Origin of the sequence: Paenibacillus solani (assembly GCF_050475945.1) — a bacterium.
Lineage (GTDB): Bacteria > Bacillota > Bacilli > Paenibacillales > Paenibacillaceae > Paenibacillus_AQ > Paenibacillus_AQ solani_A.
In genome coordinates, this window is the sequence record NZ_JBCMXJ010000015.1 from 282,259 (window position 1) to 300,116 (window position 17,858).

The 17,858-nt window shown below is 50.8% G+C and carries 19 protein-coding genes; 14 read left to right on the forward strand and 5 right to left on the reverse strand.

Features of this window, described 5'->3' with window-relative positions:
• Positions 1-167 precede the first annotated feature (167 nt).
• From cysT to ABEQ74_RS16260, 4 genes are read left to right on the forward strand one after another with little or no spacing between them, the layout of a single operon-like run.
• Positions 168-983, forward strand: a complete 816-nt coding sequence (gene cysT, locus ABEQ74_RS16245) for a sulfate ABC transporter permease subunit CysT (protein ID WP_430123174.1) — start codon at positions 168-170, stop codon at positions 981-983.
• Complete coding sequence (locus ABEQ74_RS16250; RefSeq protein WP_430123175.1) at positions 980-1,777, forward strand: sulfate ABC transporter permease subunit; 798 nt, start codon at positions 980-982, stop codon at positions 1,775-1,777. The genes cysT and ABEQ74_RS16250 overlap by 4 nt, the downstream gene beginning before the upstream one ends.
• Position 1,778: 1 nt before the next feature.
• Positions 1,779-2,843 (forward strand): sulfate/molybdate ABC transporter ATP-binding protein, encoded by a 1,065-nt coding sequence (locus tag ABEQ74_RS16255; RefSeq protein WP_054404005.1) that lies wholly within the window; start codon positions 1,779-1,781, stop codon positions 2,841-2,843.
• A 33-nt stretch (positions 2,844-2,876) separates the two neighbouring features.
• Entirely contained in the window at positions 2,877-3,935 is a 1,059-nt protein-coding gene (locus ABEQ74_RS16260) for a sulfate ABC transporter substrate-binding protein (RefSeq protein WP_430123176.1), read from the forward strand.
• A gap of 154 nt (positions 3,936-4,089) precedes the next feature.
• Here the strand turns inward: ABEQ74_RS16260 and ABEQ74_RS16265 are convergent, their stop codons facing one another.
• Positions 4,090-4,662 (reverse strand): GNAT family N-acetyltransferase, encoded by a 573-nt coding sequence (locus ABEQ74_RS16265; protein ID WP_430123177.1) that lies wholly within the window; start codon positions 4,660-4,662, stop codon positions 4,090-4,092.
• A gap of 187 nt (positions 4,663-4,849) precedes the next feature.
• Here ABEQ74_RS16265 and ABEQ74_RS16270 point away from each other — a divergent pair, with 187 nt between their 5' ends.
• The 4 genes from ABEQ74_RS16270 (at position 4,850) to ABEQ74_RS16285 (ending at position 8,406) form a co-directional block, all read left to right on the forward strand.
• Positions 4,850-6,130 carry a serpin family protein gene (locus ABEQ74_RS16270; RefSeq protein ID WP_430123178.1) on the forward strand — a complete coding sequence of 427 codons (1,281 nt, stop codon included), beginning with the start codon at positions 4,850-4,852 and terminating at the stop codon, positions 6,128-6,130.
• A 110-nt stretch (positions 6,131-6,240) separates the two neighbouring features.
• The gene (locus tag ABEQ74_RS16275) at positions 6,241-7,269 is read left to right on the forward strand and encodes a TIR domain-containing protein (RefSeq protein WP_430123593.1); all 1,029 of its coding nucleotides are present in this window, start codon (positions 6,241-6,243) and stop codon (positions 7,267-7,269) included.
• Entirely contained in the window at positions 7,266-7,499 is a 234-nt protein-coding gene (locus ABEQ74_RS16280; RefSeq protein WP_430123179.1) for a hypothetical protein, read from the forward strand. Before ABEQ74_RS16275 ends, ABEQ74_RS16280 begins: the two co-directional genes overlap by 4 nt.
• Before the next feature lie 127 nt (positions 7,500-7,626).
• Positions 7,627-8,406 carry an MBL fold metallo-hydrolase gene (locus ABEQ74_RS16285; RefSeq protein WP_430123180.1) on the forward strand — a complete coding sequence of 260 codons (780 nt, stop codon included), beginning with the start codon at positions 7,627-7,629 and terminating at the stop codon, positions 8,404-8,406.
• A gap of 115 nt (positions 8,407-8,521) precedes the next feature.
• Here ABEQ74_RS16285 and ABEQ74_RS16290 read toward each other — a convergent pair whose 3' ends face one another.
• Positions 8,522-8,929 carry a GNAT family N-acetyltransferase gene (locus ABEQ74_RS16290; RefSeq protein WP_430123181.1) on the reverse strand — a complete coding sequence of 136 codons (408 nt, stop codon included), beginning with the start codon at positions 8,927-8,929 and terminating at the stop codon, positions 8,522-8,524.
• Between the two features lie 222 nt (positions 8,930-9,151).
• On the opposite strand from ABEQ74_RS16290, the gene ABEQ74_RS16295 reads away from it, so the two are divergent.
• Positions 9,152-9,913, forward strand: coding sequence for a TioE family transcriptional regulator (locus tag ABEQ74_RS16295; RefSeq protein ID WP_430123182.1), 762 nt, complete (start codon positions 9,152-9,154; stop codon positions 9,911-9,913).
• Positions 9,914-10,047: 134 nt separating this feature from the next.
• On the opposite strand, the gene ABEQ74_RS16300 is transcribed toward ABEQ74_RS16295, so the two are convergent.
• Both ABEQ74_RS16300 and ABEQ74_RS16305 read right to left on the reverse strand, forming a co-directional pair.
• Positions 10,048-10,854 (reverse strand): Cof-type HAD-IIB family hydrolase, encoded by an 807-nt coding sequence (locus tag ABEQ74_RS16300; RefSeq protein ID WP_430123183.1) that lies wholly within the window; start codon positions 10,852-10,854, stop codon positions 10,048-10,050.
• A gap of 40 nt (positions 10,855-10,894) precedes the next feature.
• The gene (locus tag ABEQ74_RS16305) at positions 10,895-11,797 is read right to left on the reverse strand and encodes a DMT family transporter (RefSeq protein WP_430123184.1); all 903 of its coding nucleotides are present in this window, start codon (positions 11,795-11,797) and stop codon (positions 10,895-10,897) included.
• 277 nt (positions 11,798-12,074) lie between these two features.
• On the opposite strand from ABEQ74_RS16305, the gene ABEQ74_RS16310 reads away from it, so the two are divergent.
• Positions 12,075-12,785, forward strand: coding sequence for a metal-dependent hydrolase (locus ABEQ74_RS16310; RefSeq protein WP_430123185.1), 711 nt, complete (start codon positions 12,075-12,077; stop codon positions 12,783-12,785).
• A gap of 86 nt (positions 12,786-12,871) precedes the next feature.
• On the opposite strand, the gene ABEQ74_RS16315 is transcribed toward ABEQ74_RS16310, so the two are convergent.
• Complete coding sequence (locus ABEQ74_RS16315; RefSeq protein WP_430123186.1) at positions 12,872-13,873, reverse strand: lipoate--protein ligase; 1,002 nt, start codon at positions 13,871-13,873, stop codon at positions 12,872-12,874.
• Positions 13,874-14,048: 175 nt separating this feature from the next.
• On the opposite strand from ABEQ74_RS16315, the gene cobD reads away from it, so the two are divergent.
• The 4 genes from cobD to ABEQ74_RS16335 all read left to right on the forward strand — a co-directional run bounded on the left by cobD (position 14,049) and on the right by ABEQ74_RS16335 (position 17,804).
• Positions 14,049-15,173: a threonine-phosphate decarboxylase CobD gene (gene cobD / locus ABEQ74_RS16320; RefSeq protein ID WP_430123187.1), complete on the forward strand. Its 1,125-nt coding sequence runs from the start codon at positions 14,049-14,051 to the stop codon at positions 15,171-15,173.
• A gap of 143 nt (positions 15,174-15,316) precedes the next feature.
• A complete protein-coding gene (locus ABEQ74_RS16325; RefSeq protein ID WP_430123188.1) occupies positions 15,317-16,051 on the forward strand; it encodes an adenosylcobinamide amidohydrolase in 735 nt (244 codons plus the stop codon).
• Entirely contained in the window at positions 16,048-17,025 is a 978-nt protein-coding gene (gene cbiB, locus ABEQ74_RS16330; RefSeq protein ID WP_430123189.1) for an adenosylcobinamide-phosphate synthase CbiB, read from the forward strand. The genes ABEQ74_RS16325 and cbiB overlap by 4 nt, the downstream gene beginning before the upstream one ends.
• The gene (locus ABEQ74_RS16335) at positions 17,016-17,804 is read left to right on the forward strand and encodes a histidine phosphatase family protein (RefSeq protein ID WP_430123190.1); all 789 of its coding nucleotides are present in this window, start codon (positions 17,016-17,018) and stop codon (positions 17,802-17,804) included. Before cbiB ends, ABEQ74_RS16335 begins: the two co-directional genes overlap by 10 nt.
• Positions 17,805-17,858: the final 54 nt, after the last annotated feature.

Genomic DNA, 17,858 nt, shown 5'->3' on the forward strand with positions numbered 1-17,858 from the left:
ATTTCCATTTCTATTATTTTACCCGATAAGTTGCAAAAGATGGATTGACGATCTGATTCCGCATTTGGTAAAGTATGTGTAAAGTAAAACCAAGTATACAAATAGGAAATATAAAGATGGTGTGTGGAGTCGACCGGAATGCCATCCGGAGGCGGGAGGGATACGATGTGACAACATGGATTCGTCATAGAGGTTGGACTTGGGGTTTTAGAAGTACCGTGCTGCTTTATTTTCTTGCCTTGATCGTATTTCCGATTTTTGGGGTATACGTGCAATCCTTCTCTTCAGGCTGGAGCCATTTTGCGGAGAGCATAGCGGATCCGATTGCCTGGAAGGCTGTGCTGCTTACGATTAAGCTGGGTGTCATCGCTACTCTTATCAATGTGTGTATCGGAACGATGATTGCTTGGGTCCTCATCAGATACCGTTTTCCGGGAAGGACGCTGCTGAACAGCCTGGTAGACTTACCTTTCGCGCTTCCCACAGCCGTAGGCGGCCTGATGATACTGCTGCTGCTGGGACCGGGAAGCTTGCTTGGAGGACTTGCAGAGAAGCTGGGCGCCCAGATCGTGTTTCACCAGCCCGCAATCGTCATTGCTATGCTGTTTGTTACTTTTCCATTTGTGATCCGCGCAGTTCAGCCGCTCCTGGAAGAGCTGGACCCGCTGGAGCAGGAAGCGGCTTATACGATGGGAGCCTCCAAGGCGAGAACCTTCTTCAAGGTTATTCTTCCTTCGATGCTGCCGGGCATTATCAGCGGAGGAATGCTAGCCTTTTCAAGAGCTTTGGCAGAATTCGGCGCGGTTGTATTGGTTGCTGGGAATATTCCGGGTAGAACCCTGATTGCATCCGTCTTTATTTTTGGAGAGGTTGAAAGTGATAATCCGGCAGGCGCGGCTGCGGTATCGGTCCTGCTCCTGACTTTATCGTTCATCATCCTGTGGGTGATAAGCACGGTACAGCAGAGGGGGAGACGGGCTTGAGACGACTGTGGATCGGACTTACGTATGTGGTATTTATCATTCTGCTCATCATTCCCTTGTCTCGAATTGCAATCGGTGCATTCGAGAAGGGGCTGGACGGATTTATGGAGGGACTGCTGAGGCCGGAAGCCCTGCACGCTCTGATGATGACGGGCTTGATTGTGGTGCTTGTAACGCTGCTTAATGCATTGTTTGGCATCATGATGGCGCTGTATCTTGTGCGGGCCAACTGGCTTAGCCGAAGAATCAAAGGCGTTCTAAACAGCATTGTCGACCTGCCTTATGCAGTTTCACCTGTCATTGGCGGCTTGATGATCGTGCTGCTGATTGGTCCAGACAGCATCATTGGTGGTTTTTTTGAAGGGATCGGATTTAAAGTCGTGTATGCTTTCCCAGGCATGGTCATTGCGACACTCTTCGTTACGTTTCCGCTGATGGTTCGTGAGGTCATGCCAGTCCTGCAGGAGATCGGGCATGATCAGGAGCAAGCGGCAGCAACGCTTGGCGCATATGGCTGGACAACATTTCGGAAGGTAACATGGCCGTCCATTCGCTGGGCGGTTGTGTACGGTGTGGTGCTTACGGTAGCCCGTTCATTGGGGGAATTCGGTGCCGTGCTGGTGGTGTCCGGCAACATTATGAACAAAACACAGACGGCAACAACGCTAGTGTATCAGGATGTGGAGAATTTTAATGTGGCTGCCGCGAACGGAGTTGCATTGGTATTGGCTGCCTTCTCGGTAGGGATCTTGCTGCTGATGGAATGGGCCAAAAAAAGAAAGGATGTGCAATGATATGCATGTGGAGGTTCGCGATTTAAACAAGCATTTTGGCACGTTTCATGCCGTCAAGAATGTCAGCTTTGGGATCGAGAAGGGACATCTGATCGGACTGCTGGGACCCAGCGGAGGCGGTAAAACCTCCATCCTGCGCATGCTGGCCGGGCTGGAGAATCCGGATTCCGGGCAAATTTCCTTTCATGGCCAAGTGGTGAATGATTTGCCGCCGCAGGAGCGCGGTATCGGCTTCGTATTCCAAAACTATGCCTTGTTTAAACATATGACCGTGTTTGATAATATTGCTTTCGGTTTGAAGGTGAAGAAAACCCCTAAAGCCCAAATCAAAGACCGAGTGATGGAACTGGTCGAGCTGACCGGTCTAAAAGGTTTCGAAAGCCGCTATCCGCACCAATTATCGGGTGGACAGCGTCAACGGGTAGCCTTTGCCAGAGCGCTTGCTCCCGAGCCGCAGCTGCTCTTGCTGGATGAGCCGTTCGCCGCGATCGATGCGAAGATTCGCCAAGAGCTGCGCTCCTGGCTTCGGGAGTTGATTGAGCGGGTCGGCATCACATCGATCTTTGTTACGCATGATCAGGACGAGGCAATTGAAGTCGCGGATGAGATTATGATTATAAACCAGGGTCGAGTAGAACAGAAAGGAACGCCTTGGGATATTTATAAGGAGCCAACAACCCCTTTTGTCGCTTCCTTCATTGGCGAGTCGACCGTAATTTCAAGCGCTGCCGAGCTGAAGGGATTTGAGGCTGCATCTAACAAGAATGCGACGCGCGCGCTGATTCGGCCGGAATATATCGAGATTGGCAGCGAGCATGATTTCAGTGTGCTATCCGCAACCGAGACTGGCATTGTCCGTCATTTACATTTTCGCGGCAGCGAGTGGCTGGTAGAGGTAGAGGTTAAGGGCCATAAGCTGATCACCTACCGGTCACTGGAAAAGGAAACACTGCATCCGGGTCAAGAGGTCCGTGTCCTCGTTCACCGGGCTTATCTCTTCAATGATGAACACAGCTGGATTGAGGAGAACCGGCTCAAGGTCGATCCGATGCCGATCATGATCTAATGGATCCAAAAATATACGAAGGGAAGTGGATTCATGCGAATCTTGAATATGAAGCGAGCCTCATTCCTGCTGGTTGGCATGGCGCTTCTCTTCAGTGTGCTCATTACAGGATGCGCCAGTGATCAGCCTGTCAGCGAAGAAGTGTTATCGCCGCCTGGCGAAAGAACGATCGTGCTCGGCGCGTACAGCGTAGCAAGAGATGCCTTATCAGAGATTATTCCTGCTTTCCAAGCTGAGTGGAAGGACCGGACCGGAGAAGATATACATTTTCAGGAATCCTATGAGGCATCCGGCACACAAGCCCGTGCTATTACGGGGGGCTTTGAGGCGGATGTTACACTGCTCGCCATGGAGGGGGACATTGACAAGCTAGTTCGGGCGGGGCTGGTCGATCCTGCATGGAAATCGCAGCCCTATGAAGGCATGGTAACCCGATCGATTGTCGTTCTCGGCACGCGTGCGGGTAACCCAAAAGCTATACAGGATTTTGATGATCTGACCCGCTCGGACGTGAAGGTCGTATATCCCAATCCGAAGACCTCGGGCGGTGCACAGTGGGACATCAACGCAATATACGGCGCAGGGCTGAAACGATCCGAAGAGAAGGGGAAGCGCGATTCTGCGGAAGCAAAGGCTTTTCTTGAAGCGGTTCATCGCAATGTGGAGTCACTCGATAAGAGCGGCCGCGCATCGATGGCGGCATTCGAGTATGGGGTCGGCGATGTTATCGTGACTTATGAGAATGAGCTGCTTGCCCGGATTGCCCAAGGTGTCCAGTATGACATTGTTGTACCACAGCATACGATACTGATTGAGAATCCGGCCGCTGTTGTGGAGCGGTTCGCCGAGAAGCACGGCACTCAGGATGTATCGGCGGCTTTTGTCGAGTACTTACGTACGCCGGAGGCGCAGAACATATTCGTGAAACATGGCTTCCGTCCGGTTGAAGAATCCGTTCAGGCACAGACAAAGGATCAGTTTTCCAACCCGCCCGGACTGTTCGATATCGAATACCTGGGAGGATGGGATGAAGTTCGCGAGACGCTGTATTCCAAGCGTGGAGTTTGGTATCAGGTGCTAGCGGGACTTTGATAACTGTATGCGAGATGTTGCGCTCGAAGTGACGGGCACCGCTTGCGTGCGGTCTATGGTCTATCGTAAACAGTGAAATGCAAACACCTAAAACGAGCCTATTCAGCTTATTTCTGGAGGCTCGTTTATTCTGTATCTAGGGAAAGTCAGCAACCTAACTTGGTAAGCGTGCTGTTCGTGCTTCCCATTCCTCCCGCAGGATCCCCATACGGATGGAATCATAGTAGACTCCCTTGTAATACCTGCACTTCCTCATTCGTCCTTCGAGCTGCATCCCAACCTTCTCAGCACAGCGCATCATTCGCGGATTGCCGGACCAGGTGGTGATACCGACACGGGCGATATCAAGATGTTGGAATAGGCATTCAACCCATAAGGACAATGCCTCTGTACCGTACCCGCCGCTCCAAAGACTCGGATCGTAAATCAGGATTCCGGCTTCCAGCCAGCGGGATGCTTCATGCTCCCAGTAGAAGGTGACGATGCCAACCGTCCTTCCATCTACTTCGATGAGCAGATCGTTCGGGAAGTGATCCGTTTCAAAGTCGGCATTCCACTGCGTTTCAAAAATTTCGTAGGAAATTTGCTTGAGCGGAAAATAAGGCGCATCGTATTTTTTCCATTCCGGATTCTTCGTGCCATAGATCAATTGATATAAAACCGGGGTGTCCTCGGGCTTTCTCGATCGCAGCGTAACCTTGCTGCCTACAAGACGTATTTTTTGCATGGAAGATAGGTTCCTTTCGCTCTGTATGTAGTCAGATATGTTGTTAAATCCCAACCTTCATTGTAACGGTGATGAAGTTCATTGCCAATTAGATCTGGATATAAGATCCTATATATGAAACATTAGGTGACCTTATTCCGTCAATAGCAGGTAGATACAGAATCTGACATTGATGGGGGACAAGATGATGAGAGTAAGAAAGGTACTAATAGGTCTATGTCTGCTTCTAGGACTTACTGCTTGCGCACAGGGCAGCGAGATTCAGCCAGGGGAATCCCAAGGCAATGTGCATAAGCAGCCTAAAGCGAAGGAATTGTCGGCGCAGGAACGAAAAGAGGTATTGGGCAAGGTCGATATTGGCATGGCGAAAGCGCAGAATGATTTCGGCTTGCGACTGCATCAAGAGTTATACAAGATAGCTGGACAAGAAAGCGACAATCTGATTATTTCTCCGTACAGCATTACGCAAGCTCTGGCATTGGCTTATAACGGTGCCGTGGGTGAGACAGCAGCTGAGATTGCCGATGTGCTTGGCTGGAAGGGCATGAATACTGCGGATATCAACGAGGGAAACCGTTCGCTGCGGTCCTTGCTGGAGAACGGGGGAGGCGTCGTGTTGAATGTCGCGAATTCCGTGTGGCACAGGCCAGGTCTTAAGTTGAAGAAAGCCTATACGGAGACCGTAAAGGACGCATACAGCGCAGAGGTTAGAGAAACGGACCTTAAGCAGGAGGAGGGGATGAAGGCGATCAATCAATGGGTGAAAGAACAGACCCGTGAAATGATCCCAACGATTTATGATCGGCCTCCAGGCGGCGCCGCAGTCCTGATCAACGCCATTTATTTCAATGGCGGATGGATGGATGAATTCGATCCGGCGCGTACCGTGGAAGAACCATTCACACTGCTGGACGGAACGCGCAAGTCTGTTCCCATGATGAAACAGGAAGGAAGATATGGCTACAAAGAAGGAGAGTCCTGGCAGGCCATTCGCATTCCGTATGGAGACGGCCGTATGCATATGCTGGTCATTCTGCCGAATGAATCATATTCGATGGATGAGCTGCATCAGCAGCTATGGCAGGATGCCTCCGTCTGGAAGGAGGGTTATTCGTTCGAAACTGTGCAGCTTGGGCTGCCCAAGTTTAAGGCAGAGCAGGGCTTCGAACTTTCGGATAACCTCAAAAGCCTGGGAATGGTAAAGGCATTCGACTACGGCAGAGCAGATTTTAGCTCCATGGCGCAGGAGGGTGATGAATTTTATATCGATCATGTCAAACACCGGACGATTGTCGATGTCAGCGAAAAAGGGACAGAGGCCGCAGCGGTTACAGCAGTCGGGGTCGAGGCAGGTGCTGCACCGCAGTCCGAGCCGATCGTCATGAACATCAACCGCCCTTTTTTCTTCGCCATTGAAGACCGCGATACCGGCACATGGTTATTTATGGGGTCTGTTTTGAACCCGTAGCATATACTGTACCAACCTGCATGGCGAGAATTTCCACCCAAAAATAGGCAACTTTGTTATAATGGTCAAATAAGACTAAAATGTATAACAAAGGGAGAATAGGTGTGCCTATGACCATGCCGAAGCCGAATTTATTCATAGGATCTTCCAGAGAAGCCATCAAGTATGCAAGGGCGATCCACGAACAGATCAAGCGTTCTGCACAAGTGACCCCGTGGTATGGCGGAACATTTGGGGCAAACATGTATACGATGGAAGCTTTGGAGAAACAGCTGGCGTCCAGTGATTTTGGTGTGTTCGTCTTTTCTCCGGATGATGTGGCCCTCATTCGAGGCAAACATGTATTTGTCACTCGAGACAATACGCTGTTTGAGATGGGGCTGTACTGGGGAAGGCTGGGACGACGAAGGGTGTACTGCATTATCCCCGATCAGGTGGAGTCTGATCATCATTCCGTACAGGATGTTATTGTTAAAGACTATCATCTTCTCTCCGACCTGCAGGGACTCACTCTGCTCGAATATGAACTGCGCAGTGACGATGATTACAAATCAGCGGTCGATGTCGCCTGCGGGCATATTCTGAATGCAATCGAAAGGGAAGGATTCTATAACAACCCGAGTGCCGTGATTGAGGAGAAGGATGCAGAGCTTAGGCGCAAGCAAAGCGTGCTGCATTTTTTCTGGGAATATAATCGTCATGTGCATGTGAGTGATCAATCGGAAAAATATCATGCCTTGAGCGAAGCTGTACGAAATTCTTTGCTGCCGCCGGCAGCAGGGGGATTCAGGGTGACCGGAGCCGCTTTCTGGGCACGAAAAGATGAAGGCATTGCCCAAATTGGGGGTAATGTAGGAAGAGGAAGGTACTTCCCGTTCGAGGGAAATGGCGAGCATTCTTCGAGCAACCAGTCCATGTACGTCATTGATGTCTATCATAGTGGAAAATGGGCATTTTTTCACAAAGAGGAAGTTGCACAGGTGTATGTGTTCTGCTATCCTTTAGGTGTGAATCATGTATTGTCCGTGCATTTTACGGGAGATGAGATTCTTACGGATGAAGATCTCGCGGGTGTTGTGGAACAGAATCGCGAGCTGCTTCGTACCATCAGGCATTTAGTTGGAGGGGATTCGTCGTGAGCAGGAATGAGAAGAAGAGAACTTCAGGTCATCCACAAGGGTCCGCCAATGGCAGCTGGGTGGTTCGTGGACCCGTACCGATGATGAGTACCGTGAAATCCCGGAAACGTTCGGTAAGACGACCAAGCCAGAACAGCGTATACGTTGGTCCTTCCGTGGAAGGTGTAGATAAGAAGTACGTCAAGGTCATCAGCGGAGCTGTTGACGATAATAAACCTTCATTTGCTTAATAAGAGGGTAAAATAATCGCATCGTTATGCAGAAATGACGAAAGACCGTTTCGGGATGATCCCGGCGGTCTTTATTGTTTCCTATACGTAACTGGGAAGTTCCAATCAACATACATGGGGGATGACTATGAGTGGAGATACATTAACTTTTTTGGGAACCGGAGATGCCATGGGTGTCCCGCGGGTATATTGCGATTGTGACGTATGTACTGAGGCCCGGGATACAGGCGTGAACCGGCGTTTGCGATCCTCAGTGATGGTGGACAGCGGGGAAAGCTCTTTTGTGATCGACTGCGGTCCCGATTGGCGGGTCATGATGGAGCGGCTTGGGAAGCGAAAGATGAGGGATATGTTAATAACGCATGCTCACTTTGATCATATTGGCGGCCTTCCGGAATGGAGCGATGCCTGCAGATGGCAGAGGGAGAAAGGAAGATTATACGCGCCCTCCGAGGTTCTGGACCAGATTATGCGTCAGTATCCATGGCTTTCACGCCAAATGGACATGACGGCCGTGGATGATGGAATTACGCTGGCCGGTTGGGAGATTTGCTGCTGGAAGGTAAACCATGGTCAGAACGGTTATTCTTACGCCTACCGGTTCCAGAAGCAAGGATACATCTGGGTATACAATTCGGATTCGATTAATCTGAGTCCTGCGGAAAAAGAACCTCTGAAAGGTGTGGATTTGCTGGTGCTGGGGACAAGCTTTGTGCATGAAACTGCCGATTTGAAAACCCGCTCCGTCTATGACATGAAGGAAGCGGCTGAGCTCGTCTCGGAGGTGAAGCCTGGACAGACGGTATACACCCATATGTCGCATGACGTAGACGTTCGAACAGAGCTGCCACTGCCCGCAGGAGTCCAGGTGGCGAAGACTGGGATGACCTTGAAATTAAATAAATGAAAATATTAAGGTAGGCAGAGTATGTGTACGGATCGATTGCTCCCATGCAGGAAGGTTACAGCGCGAACATACGGCTGGATTGCCACTTTGAGTCGCGCGCTTGCAGGATCACCTCTTACAGGGATCTGGCCATGCCGTATCGTTCAGGATACAGCAGCTTAAATCCGGCATTCTGATACAGCTTGATTCCGGGAACATCTGTAATGACGGTGACCTCTGTACCGCTTGGTGCTATTTTCCCCAAGTGCTTCAACAGCTCGGACACAAGCATCTCCTCAATGCCATGATCCCGGTAGGGTATCGAGACTATAATATCTGCCAGTTGAAAATAAAAAGCACCATCGCCAATGACTCTTCCCATACCGATCAACCGGTCATTCTCGTCTCGGATGAGGACACACAACAGGCTGTGAGTGAGTGCCGTCTTAGCGACTGCTTCCTCCATCTCAGGCAGCCCTGCATCTAATTTAAGATCCATATATTCCTTGCTCAGTGGAAAATCCTTGGTTATGTGTATATTCATTACGATTAGCCTCCCGCTGTTAAGAATGAGTTCAACTTGATTTCACACCATCAATATACAACATTGATGCAAGTGAGAAGGCGCTAAACACCGAATTCAATCCACTCTAGGGGATAAATTGCACAGACTTTGTCATAGCACTTTAAGGTCTAGATTCAAGGTTTGCCTATGCCTAGTAATTCTGGTAAAGTAGGTTCTCGATTTTGAACAAGGGGGGACGACATGCATTACTACAGACCGAAGGATATCGCCAAAGAGCTGCGTATCAGTACAAGTGCTTTAAGGCATTATGAATCTATGGGAGTGGTACCCTCTCCTGAGCGGAATGAGAAGGGATATCGTCTCTACACGCATTTACATTTGGCCTACTTCCGGTGCCTGCGGGCCATGTTCCCCGCGTACGGTTACCCGGTTACATATGATGTGATTCGCCACATCCAGAAGAGGGAGATGGATGAAGCCCTCTGGATTGTGAATGCGGAGCAAGTTAAACTGCAGCAGGAGAAAACCGTTGCCGACGATACGCTTGCCCTGCTCGAGAATCCAGAGCTTGATAGCATCAAGAATAAACGTTTGAAAGCCCATATGACGATTGGTGAGGTGGCCGAACTGAGCGGCGTGGAATCATCTGCGATCCGCCACTGGGAGAAGGAAGGGCTGATCACCCCAGATCGAAATCCCGAGAATGGATATCGGCTGTACAGCCCCTCGCATGTTAGGCAGATTATGCTGATTTGCTCGCTAAGGCGAACGGTGTATTACCTGGAGAGTATTAAGGATATTATTCAAGCTGTCGAGCATCAGAGTATTGAGCAGGCCCAAAAACTGGTGCGCGAAGCTTTGTCCGTCATTCATCAACGGATTCTGCAGCAATTCAATGGCATTCATAAATTGATGGAGCTGTGTAGGGAGTTAGGATTGCTCAATTTCAACGATGCAGCCCTTTTAAAGCCGATTCTACCTTTTAACCCCGACCGGGATTGAGGGATATGCGACGTTCGTAAGTTTCCCGCTAGCCAGTTCCGGTAAGGAGCGGTCCAGACTCATCATCGGACATGAAGAAGCCCCCACGGATATCGTGGAGGCTTGTTATTGTGCATTCTATTTTGTTGCGTAAATTACTCTTGGTTAAGCACAAATTTATCAATGACAAGCTTCACGCCGTCTTCATTATTCCCGAGTGTAACAAAATCGGCAATCGCTTTAAGCGGCTCGATGGCATTTCCCATGGCAACGCCAAGACCGGCCGCTTCGAGCATTTCGTGATCGTTCCAGGAGTCGCCGACAGCGATGGTTTCCTTGAGATCGCAGCCGAAATGATTAGCAAGGAAAGTGAGGGCATGTCCTTTGGTGCCTTCCTTATGCATGAATTCCAGAAAGTGCGGCTTGGATTTGGTAATATGCACATCCTCGCCAAGCAGCTCGCGGAATATAGGGATCAATTCATCGAGATAATCGGGATCATCGATAATGAGCATTTTTGGTGTCGGCTTCTGAACCATCGTCAAGAAATCAGGCTCGATATAATACGGCGTCCGGTTCAGGGCGCAATAATCTTTAAGCTTTTGATTCTCTTCGCGGGCATAGAGCTTATCATCGACGTAGGTTTGAAGATGCAGATTATGCTCCACGCAGTATTCAAACAGCTTCACGGCAGCGTCGACGGGAACGAAGCGTTCATAGAGAACCTTCTCATCGAGCAGATTTTTAATCAGCGCGCCCTGATAGGTAATGATAGGCACGTTGAGTCCGGTTTGACGGGCGATCGCCTGGGCTGATGCATAGGCACGTCCGGTTGCCAGTGTCACAACGACACCATGGGCGACCGCTTGCTCAAGCGCCCGCTGGACGCCGGGAGTTACTTCTTTATCGTCATTGATCAAGGTATCATCAATGTCGATGGCCATCAATTTGTAAGTAGTCATAGTTATCTCTCCTTCTGATGCTGTCTATGTCTCTCTAACTCTATTGTACCTTTTGTGGCGCAGACTTCAATTCCGCAATCATCATTCCCGCCAAAATACACAGACAACCGATGCCGCCGATGACCGTAAGCCGTTCACCCGCAAACAGAATACCGGTGATTGCCGCGAATACTGGCTCCATGGCATAGATGATGGCCACCCTGGAGGGCGAGGTATATTTCTGGCAGACCGTTTGAATCCAGAAAGCGAATGCGCTCGTAGGCCCGATGGATATGGCTAGTGCCCACAGCACGTCCGGCTTTGTCAACTTGTCGATCAGTTCAGACGTATTACCAACCTGCTCGGTCCATGCAGAAGCCGCCAAGCTGAGTATCCCTACAACGGCCATCTGGAGCGCCGCCAGCACCAGAGAGGGGTACCGTCCTGCATATACGCCTGTATAACCGATATGCAGGGCAAAGCCGATGGCGCAGACAAATACGAGCAAATCCCCTTTATTCAAGCTCATGCCGGCTCCGGTGAAGGTAAGCAAATACAGGCCTGATGCTGCAAGCAATGCACTGAGCCAGGTAAATCTTGAGATGGCGTGCTTTAGCAGGACATAGGACAGGAAGGGAACCAATACGACGGACAAACCGGTAATGAATCCTGCATTAGACGTAGTTGTGTAGAGAAGGCCTGCTGTTTGAAAAGCGTATCCTATGAACAAAAAAAGACCCAGCAAGCAAGCATGCAGCAGCATTTTACCCGATATTTGCTTCCACTGGCCCCGGTAAAACACGGTGATGATCAAAGCCAGAAGCAGGGCTGCTCCCAGAAAGCGGACCGAGTTAAAGGCCATGGGCGGAAGCACGCGCACCGCATGCTGGACGATGAGGAATGTGGAGCCCCACATCATAGCCACCAGAAGCAGGCTGATATCGGCAATTCGTGAGCGATTCACTAGGTAGTCATCCTTTCGAAAAAGTATGCAGCTCTTGATGAGATTTCCGTACAATGTACCCGGATTCACATTTTGGACAAGTGATCAAATTGTATCTCATAACCAAGATTCGGACAACTATTTTTGCACCCGGAAAAAGTGGAAGGGGTAGACAAAAAGAGGATGATTTTGCTATACTAATAAACCGAACATATATTCTCGTTATCCTGGGCTATCGGACGAACGACCGACAAATGATCCATAGTCGACACACAGCTTAGAAAGGAAGATCGTCATCATGATGGGCAGAGCTCATTTGATTATTAGCACAGGGGTCGCTTTATCTGTAATGGAGATGAGCGGAGTTCCCGTTACACTGCCCGCTGCCGCGGTCGCTCTGGTTAGCTCGCTTCTTCCCGATATTGACGAGCCTAACTCCCTGCTGGTTCGTAAAGCTATTCCTTCCGGGTTATTGCGAATTCTGCAGCTAGCCATGATCGGTGCCGCGATATTCGTTGTCTTTTACGGCAAAGAGTATGCCCCTTGGAACATCGCACTGGCTGGACTTATCGGGATCGTTTCATACCTGCCCAGCCGAACGCTGCGTCATATTGTTATGTTCCTGATTGGTCTTGGATTGATATCCTTCGGCCAAGGCTTCAGCCCGTGGAATACCATCGCAGGCAGCGTACTGATTGCAGGCTCTTTGGTGACTCATAGGGGACTTACTCATACCGTTTATGCCGCTGCGGCTTGGACGGGCCTGCTGTATTTTGCGTCTCAGGGCAAGGCTGGCGGAGAAAGTCTATGGTTTGCCGGGGGATTATCCTATTCCATTCATTTGCTCGCAGATGCACTGACCAACCGCGGAATCCGTCCGCTCCCGCCGTTTAAATGGAGAATTAAACTGAAAATCATGAGCACCGGAAGTAAATGGGGACGTGTGGTAGAGAATGTCTGTATCTTCCTGACCCTTGTCCTTGTTTGGTATGTATTTATGGCATCTTGAGCCGAAGTACTCTGTTACAGATGAAAAGCCTCCCGTCCCTATGCGTGTTGCACAGGGACAGGAGGCTTATTTGGCTGCGAGCAGCTTTATTCCTCTAGAAAGATAAGGCTGATCAGATCGTCGAATTCAAGGTTGCCGAAGTAATGCTTGACGTCAATCTCGGATAGGGCGGTGCGTACTGCCGTTTCTTCATATCGTTTGCCGCGAAGTAGGTTCTCGATATCCGTGACATCGCCAACGCCGAAGAAATCGCCGTAAATTTTGATCTCGCCGATATGTCCTTCACGGATGTCCATGCGGATATCGATAATGCCCACTGGAAACTTCTTGGCATGCTTCACATTGCTCTCAGGTGACAGTCCATAGTTCCAATCCCAGTTCTGGTACCGTTCCTTTGAGATCTGGTTGATAATCTCCCAGTCCTTCTCTTGAAGGACATATTGCGGTACTTGATCCGGCTCCATACCGAAGATGGAGCGGAGCAGCTCCGCACGGAACTGTTCAATGGTCATATCGGTGCCAAGCAGTTCCTTGATGTTGGCCACGCGGCTGCGTACGGATTTGGTGCTCTTGGATTTGAATTTTTCCGGATTGGCATTCAGCGAAGCTTGTACATCATCCAGATTCAGATCAAACATCAGCGTACCGTGGCTGAACATGCGCCCGCGTGTGGAGAACTGTGCATTCCCCGATATTTTCTTCTCGCCGACCTGCAGATCATTCCGGCCGCTGAGCTCAGCAGGAACACCCATCTTTTGCAGGAAATCGATGACTGGTTGTGTAAACTTCAGAAAGTTATGAAAAGACTGGCCGTCATCCTTCGTAATGAAGCTGAAATTCAGGTTGCCGAGATCATGGTAAACGGCTCCCCCGCCGGACAAACGGCGAACAACCTGAATGTTGTTATCGCGAACGTATTCCTGGTTGATCTCTTCAATCGTATTCTGATGCTTTCCAATGATAATGGAAGGCTTGTTGATATAAAAGAGAAGGTAGCTCTCGTCCGTGGACAAGTGCTTCAAGGCATATTCTTCAATCGCTAGGTTAATGGAAGGATCATGGATCCCCTGATTATCGATAAATAGCATAGTACCCTCCGTCGTCACAATTCTAAATATGATGCTTCCAGACTATTGTAAACCAATTTCAAGACAGAGACAAAGCATTCCATGTTGACGAGTCAGGGACGGTAGCGACATAATGATGGCATTACATAACGGCAGGGCTTGCAAGAGCCAGGACATGGAAACGAAAGGAGCCCTTATGAACGATAAACAACAACCCGTGATTGAGGTGTATGGCCACGGAGGGGATGTGGAGACGGCCTCCGCCGCATTTGGAAGGAGTGCCGGGGATTTTCTGGATTACAGCGCCAATATTAACCCGCTCGGGCCGCCACCAGGAGTTATAACGGCCTTACAGGAGGGGATGAGTGCCGTTATACGTTATCCGGACCCGGGACATCGCAATTTCAAGGAACGGTTGGCAGCAGAGCTGGATACCGATACGCAGCGCATTCTTGTTGGCAACGGAGCGGCAGAGTGCATGGCGCTGCTGCTGATGAGCCTGCAGCCAGGAAAGGTCGGCGTGGTCGACCCATGTTTTTCCGAATACCGCGAGTTGTCTATGAAATTCGGTTCGGATATCTGCTCCGTATGTGGTCATCCTGAGCAGGACTGGCGTGCGGACAAGGAGGATGTGCTGGAATTGTTGGCACGCACGGACCTCTTGTTTTTGGGACAGCCCAACAATCCGAACGGCGTTCAGTACAGTCTTGCGGATATTCGCGAATTCGCGGCATGCGCAGAGCAGGAAGGGACCTGGCTGGTGTTGGATGAAGCCTTTATCGATTTTATTCCACTTGAAGACAGACAGACGCTGATGCCGGAGCTTCAGGATTATCCACGGACGATTATTGTCCGATCGATGACCAAGTTTTATGCGATTCCGGGTCTGCGTCTGGGGTATACCGTTGCGCATCCTGATGTGATACGCAAGATGGCAGGCAAGCAGGTTACCTGGAGCGTCAATGGACTGGCGCTGCTTGCGGGAGAGGCTTGTCTTGACAGCGGAAGGGAATACGAGCAGCATACGCTGCAATTGATTGACGCAGAACGCGAGAAGCTTACACGGGAGTTACGTGAGCTAGGGCTTGACGTTACGCCGGGTGAGGCCAATTTTCTGCTTATCGAGCTGCCGCAGCCATGGACTGCTGCAACATTTCAGAAGGAGATGGGTTTACGCGGCGTGCTTGTCCGCAGCTGCGCCATGTATCCGGGGCTAGGTGAGCGTCATATCCGGTTAGCCGTAAAGGATGCCGAGGCTAACGGCAGGCTGCTTGCCATCACATCGGGGGTTCTTGGAAGATCCTTAGCAGACGGAACCTAAGTTGCCCCAAATGGCATATATCCATGAATTTGGGGAGCAGGCTGGGTTGATAGCCAGGTGGTCATAAGAGATGGACTCATATCCAGGCGGGATCGTATCCAAGTGGGTTCAGTTCATATTATAGAGAGTAGGGAGAGAGGAACATGGCAGTACCTTTTCTAAACAGCAGGAATCGCCTGCATCATTCAATGGCGTGGCCCGGAGCAGTGGTGTCTCTGGAATCGGAGCTGGAACAGCCTCATATCCGGATATCGTTACCCGGGCGGGCTGCGTCCATAAGCAGCGCCATATATGGCGGTGGATTTGTTCATTTGGACCATATCGTGAACCGATATGTGGACAAGCATTACGATTGCAGTGACCCCGTGAATGATATGACTAACTTTATGGCCGCTTACGGTTATCCGGGTGAATCCTCAGCGGGATTAATGACAGCAGTGAAGCTGAAGTACACTTCCATTCGTGAAGAGCGAAGTGAGCAAGCTTCTATTCTATGCTGCGCCACCGCTGGTGTGGGCAATGCAGCCCGTGCCGGGTCCAGCCGCACGACCTTTGCTGCTTACCAGCCGGGCACAATCAATATCATATTGATGATCGATGGGATGTTAACACCAGGCTGTATGCTGAATGCTGTTCTGACGGCGACAGAAGCAAAGGCGGCGGCGCTTCATGATTTGAACGTGTTAGATCATGAAACCGGGGCCCTTGCGACCGGAACGACGACAGACGCCATAGTTCTGGGAGTCAGCGGTAATACAGCGTATGGGGTAAACCACCATTATGCCGGTACTGCGACCGATCTTGGCGGCATGATTGGCCGTCTTGTTTACGAGAGCGTTACGGAAAGCATCATCTCCGAAAGAGAGGACCGGGTATGACCGTCGTGTGGGTCATGTGGGCAGCGGTCTTGCTGGACTTGCTGATCGGGGACCCGAGATGGCTCCCCCATCCTGTTATTGGCATGGGGAAAGCCATTCGCCGAGTTGAAGCCTGGATACGCCACTGGACGAAGACTGCCCAGGGTCAGAAGCGGGCAGGCATTCTGCTGCCGGTGATCGTAGTCGGCGGCTCCTTCGTGCTGGCATGGCTGCTGCTGAAGCTGTGTGCAGCGATACATCCCTGGCTTGCTTGGGGAGTAGAGATCGTGCTTATTGCGACTACGATTGCTATCAAGGGTCTGCGTGAAGCCGGCTTGGAGGTCTACAATCATCTGCGAGCAGGCCGCATCGCGGAGGCCAGACAGGCGCTCAGCATGGTGGTCGGGAGAGACACCGGCCATCTGGATGAGCCGGAGATTGTGCGGGGAACGGTGGAGACGGTGGCAGAGAATATCGTGGATGCGGTTATCGCTCCGCTGTTTTTTGCCATGATTGGTGGTGCTCCGCTGGCGATGGCTTACCGGGCCGTGAATACGCTCGACTCCATGGTCGGTTATAAAAACGAGAAATATCAACATATCGGCTGGGCATCCGCCCGCCTGGACGATCTCGCTAACTGGATCCCGGCACGTTTGACCGCAGGGCTGTTGACCATCGTGGCTGCGATGTTGTCACTGAAGTGGAAAAAAGCGATCAAGATGGTCAGAAGGGATGCACGCAAGCACCCCAGTCCGAACAGCGGTTTCCCGGAATCGGCTGTTGCCGGTGCCTTAGGCATTCGTCTGGGGGGCGAGAATTCCTATCAGGGTGTGCTGTCATTCCGGGCATATATGGGTGACCCCGAACGTCCGCTTGAAGCGGAGGATATCCGGGTGACAAACCGGCTGCTGCTGGGCGTCTCGGTACTGTTTACAATACTGGGGACAGTAGTGCTTGGACTTGTTGCTGCAGCAGGAGGAAGGTTATGGATATAAGGATTATCCTGCATCTGGTCCGTCATGGTCGCACATTGTGGAACGAAGAACGTCGTTATCTCGGTCACGAGGATCAAGGAATTCTGATGGAAGGCAGACAGCAGCTTCTCCCTTTGCGGGAGAGGTATTTTGCCAAGGAGTTTGCCCGAATCTATTGCAGTGATCTCCTGCGATGCAGGCAAACGTTGAACGTTATCCTGTCGGACTCCAAAATGCCTGCTATTCCCGAGGATGAAGCTCTGGGGCGGTTTATACCTGGTGTTGAGTATGATCCGCGGCTGCGCGAGCTCGATTTCGGAGATTGGGAAGGGAACACGTATGAAGATTTGAAGTCGGATCTCTCTTATCGCCGCTGGATTGATAATCCGGCCGAGGTCACGCCGCCGAATGGAGAGAGCTGGGAGGCATTCCGCTCTCGGGTTCAGGCATTTTTGACAGGATTGTATTCGGATTTAAAGGGACTGCTGCTTAAAGAGATGGATATGGATACCCTTGTGCAGACAGAAACAGAGACAGCCGGAGGCACGGATGCAGTCGCAGTCACAGTTGCTGTCGCAGACACAGGTACAGATGCCAAGCCTGCTCGTTATGGTCTGGGCACACAGCGGTCGGAGCCTGAAGTGCTGGTGGTCACGCATGGTGGCGTTATCCGGCAGATCGTTGCAGCAACCCTTCCACATACGGAATTCTGGGCGACATCAGTGTCCCCAGGCGAGGCGCTCATGCTGCAGTTGACATGGGATGGACAACAGTGGCAAGGCGTACGGTTAAGCGAATAATGAAATTGTATGATATCGGTTCGAAAATGGACGATAACAGGATAACTCGGTATC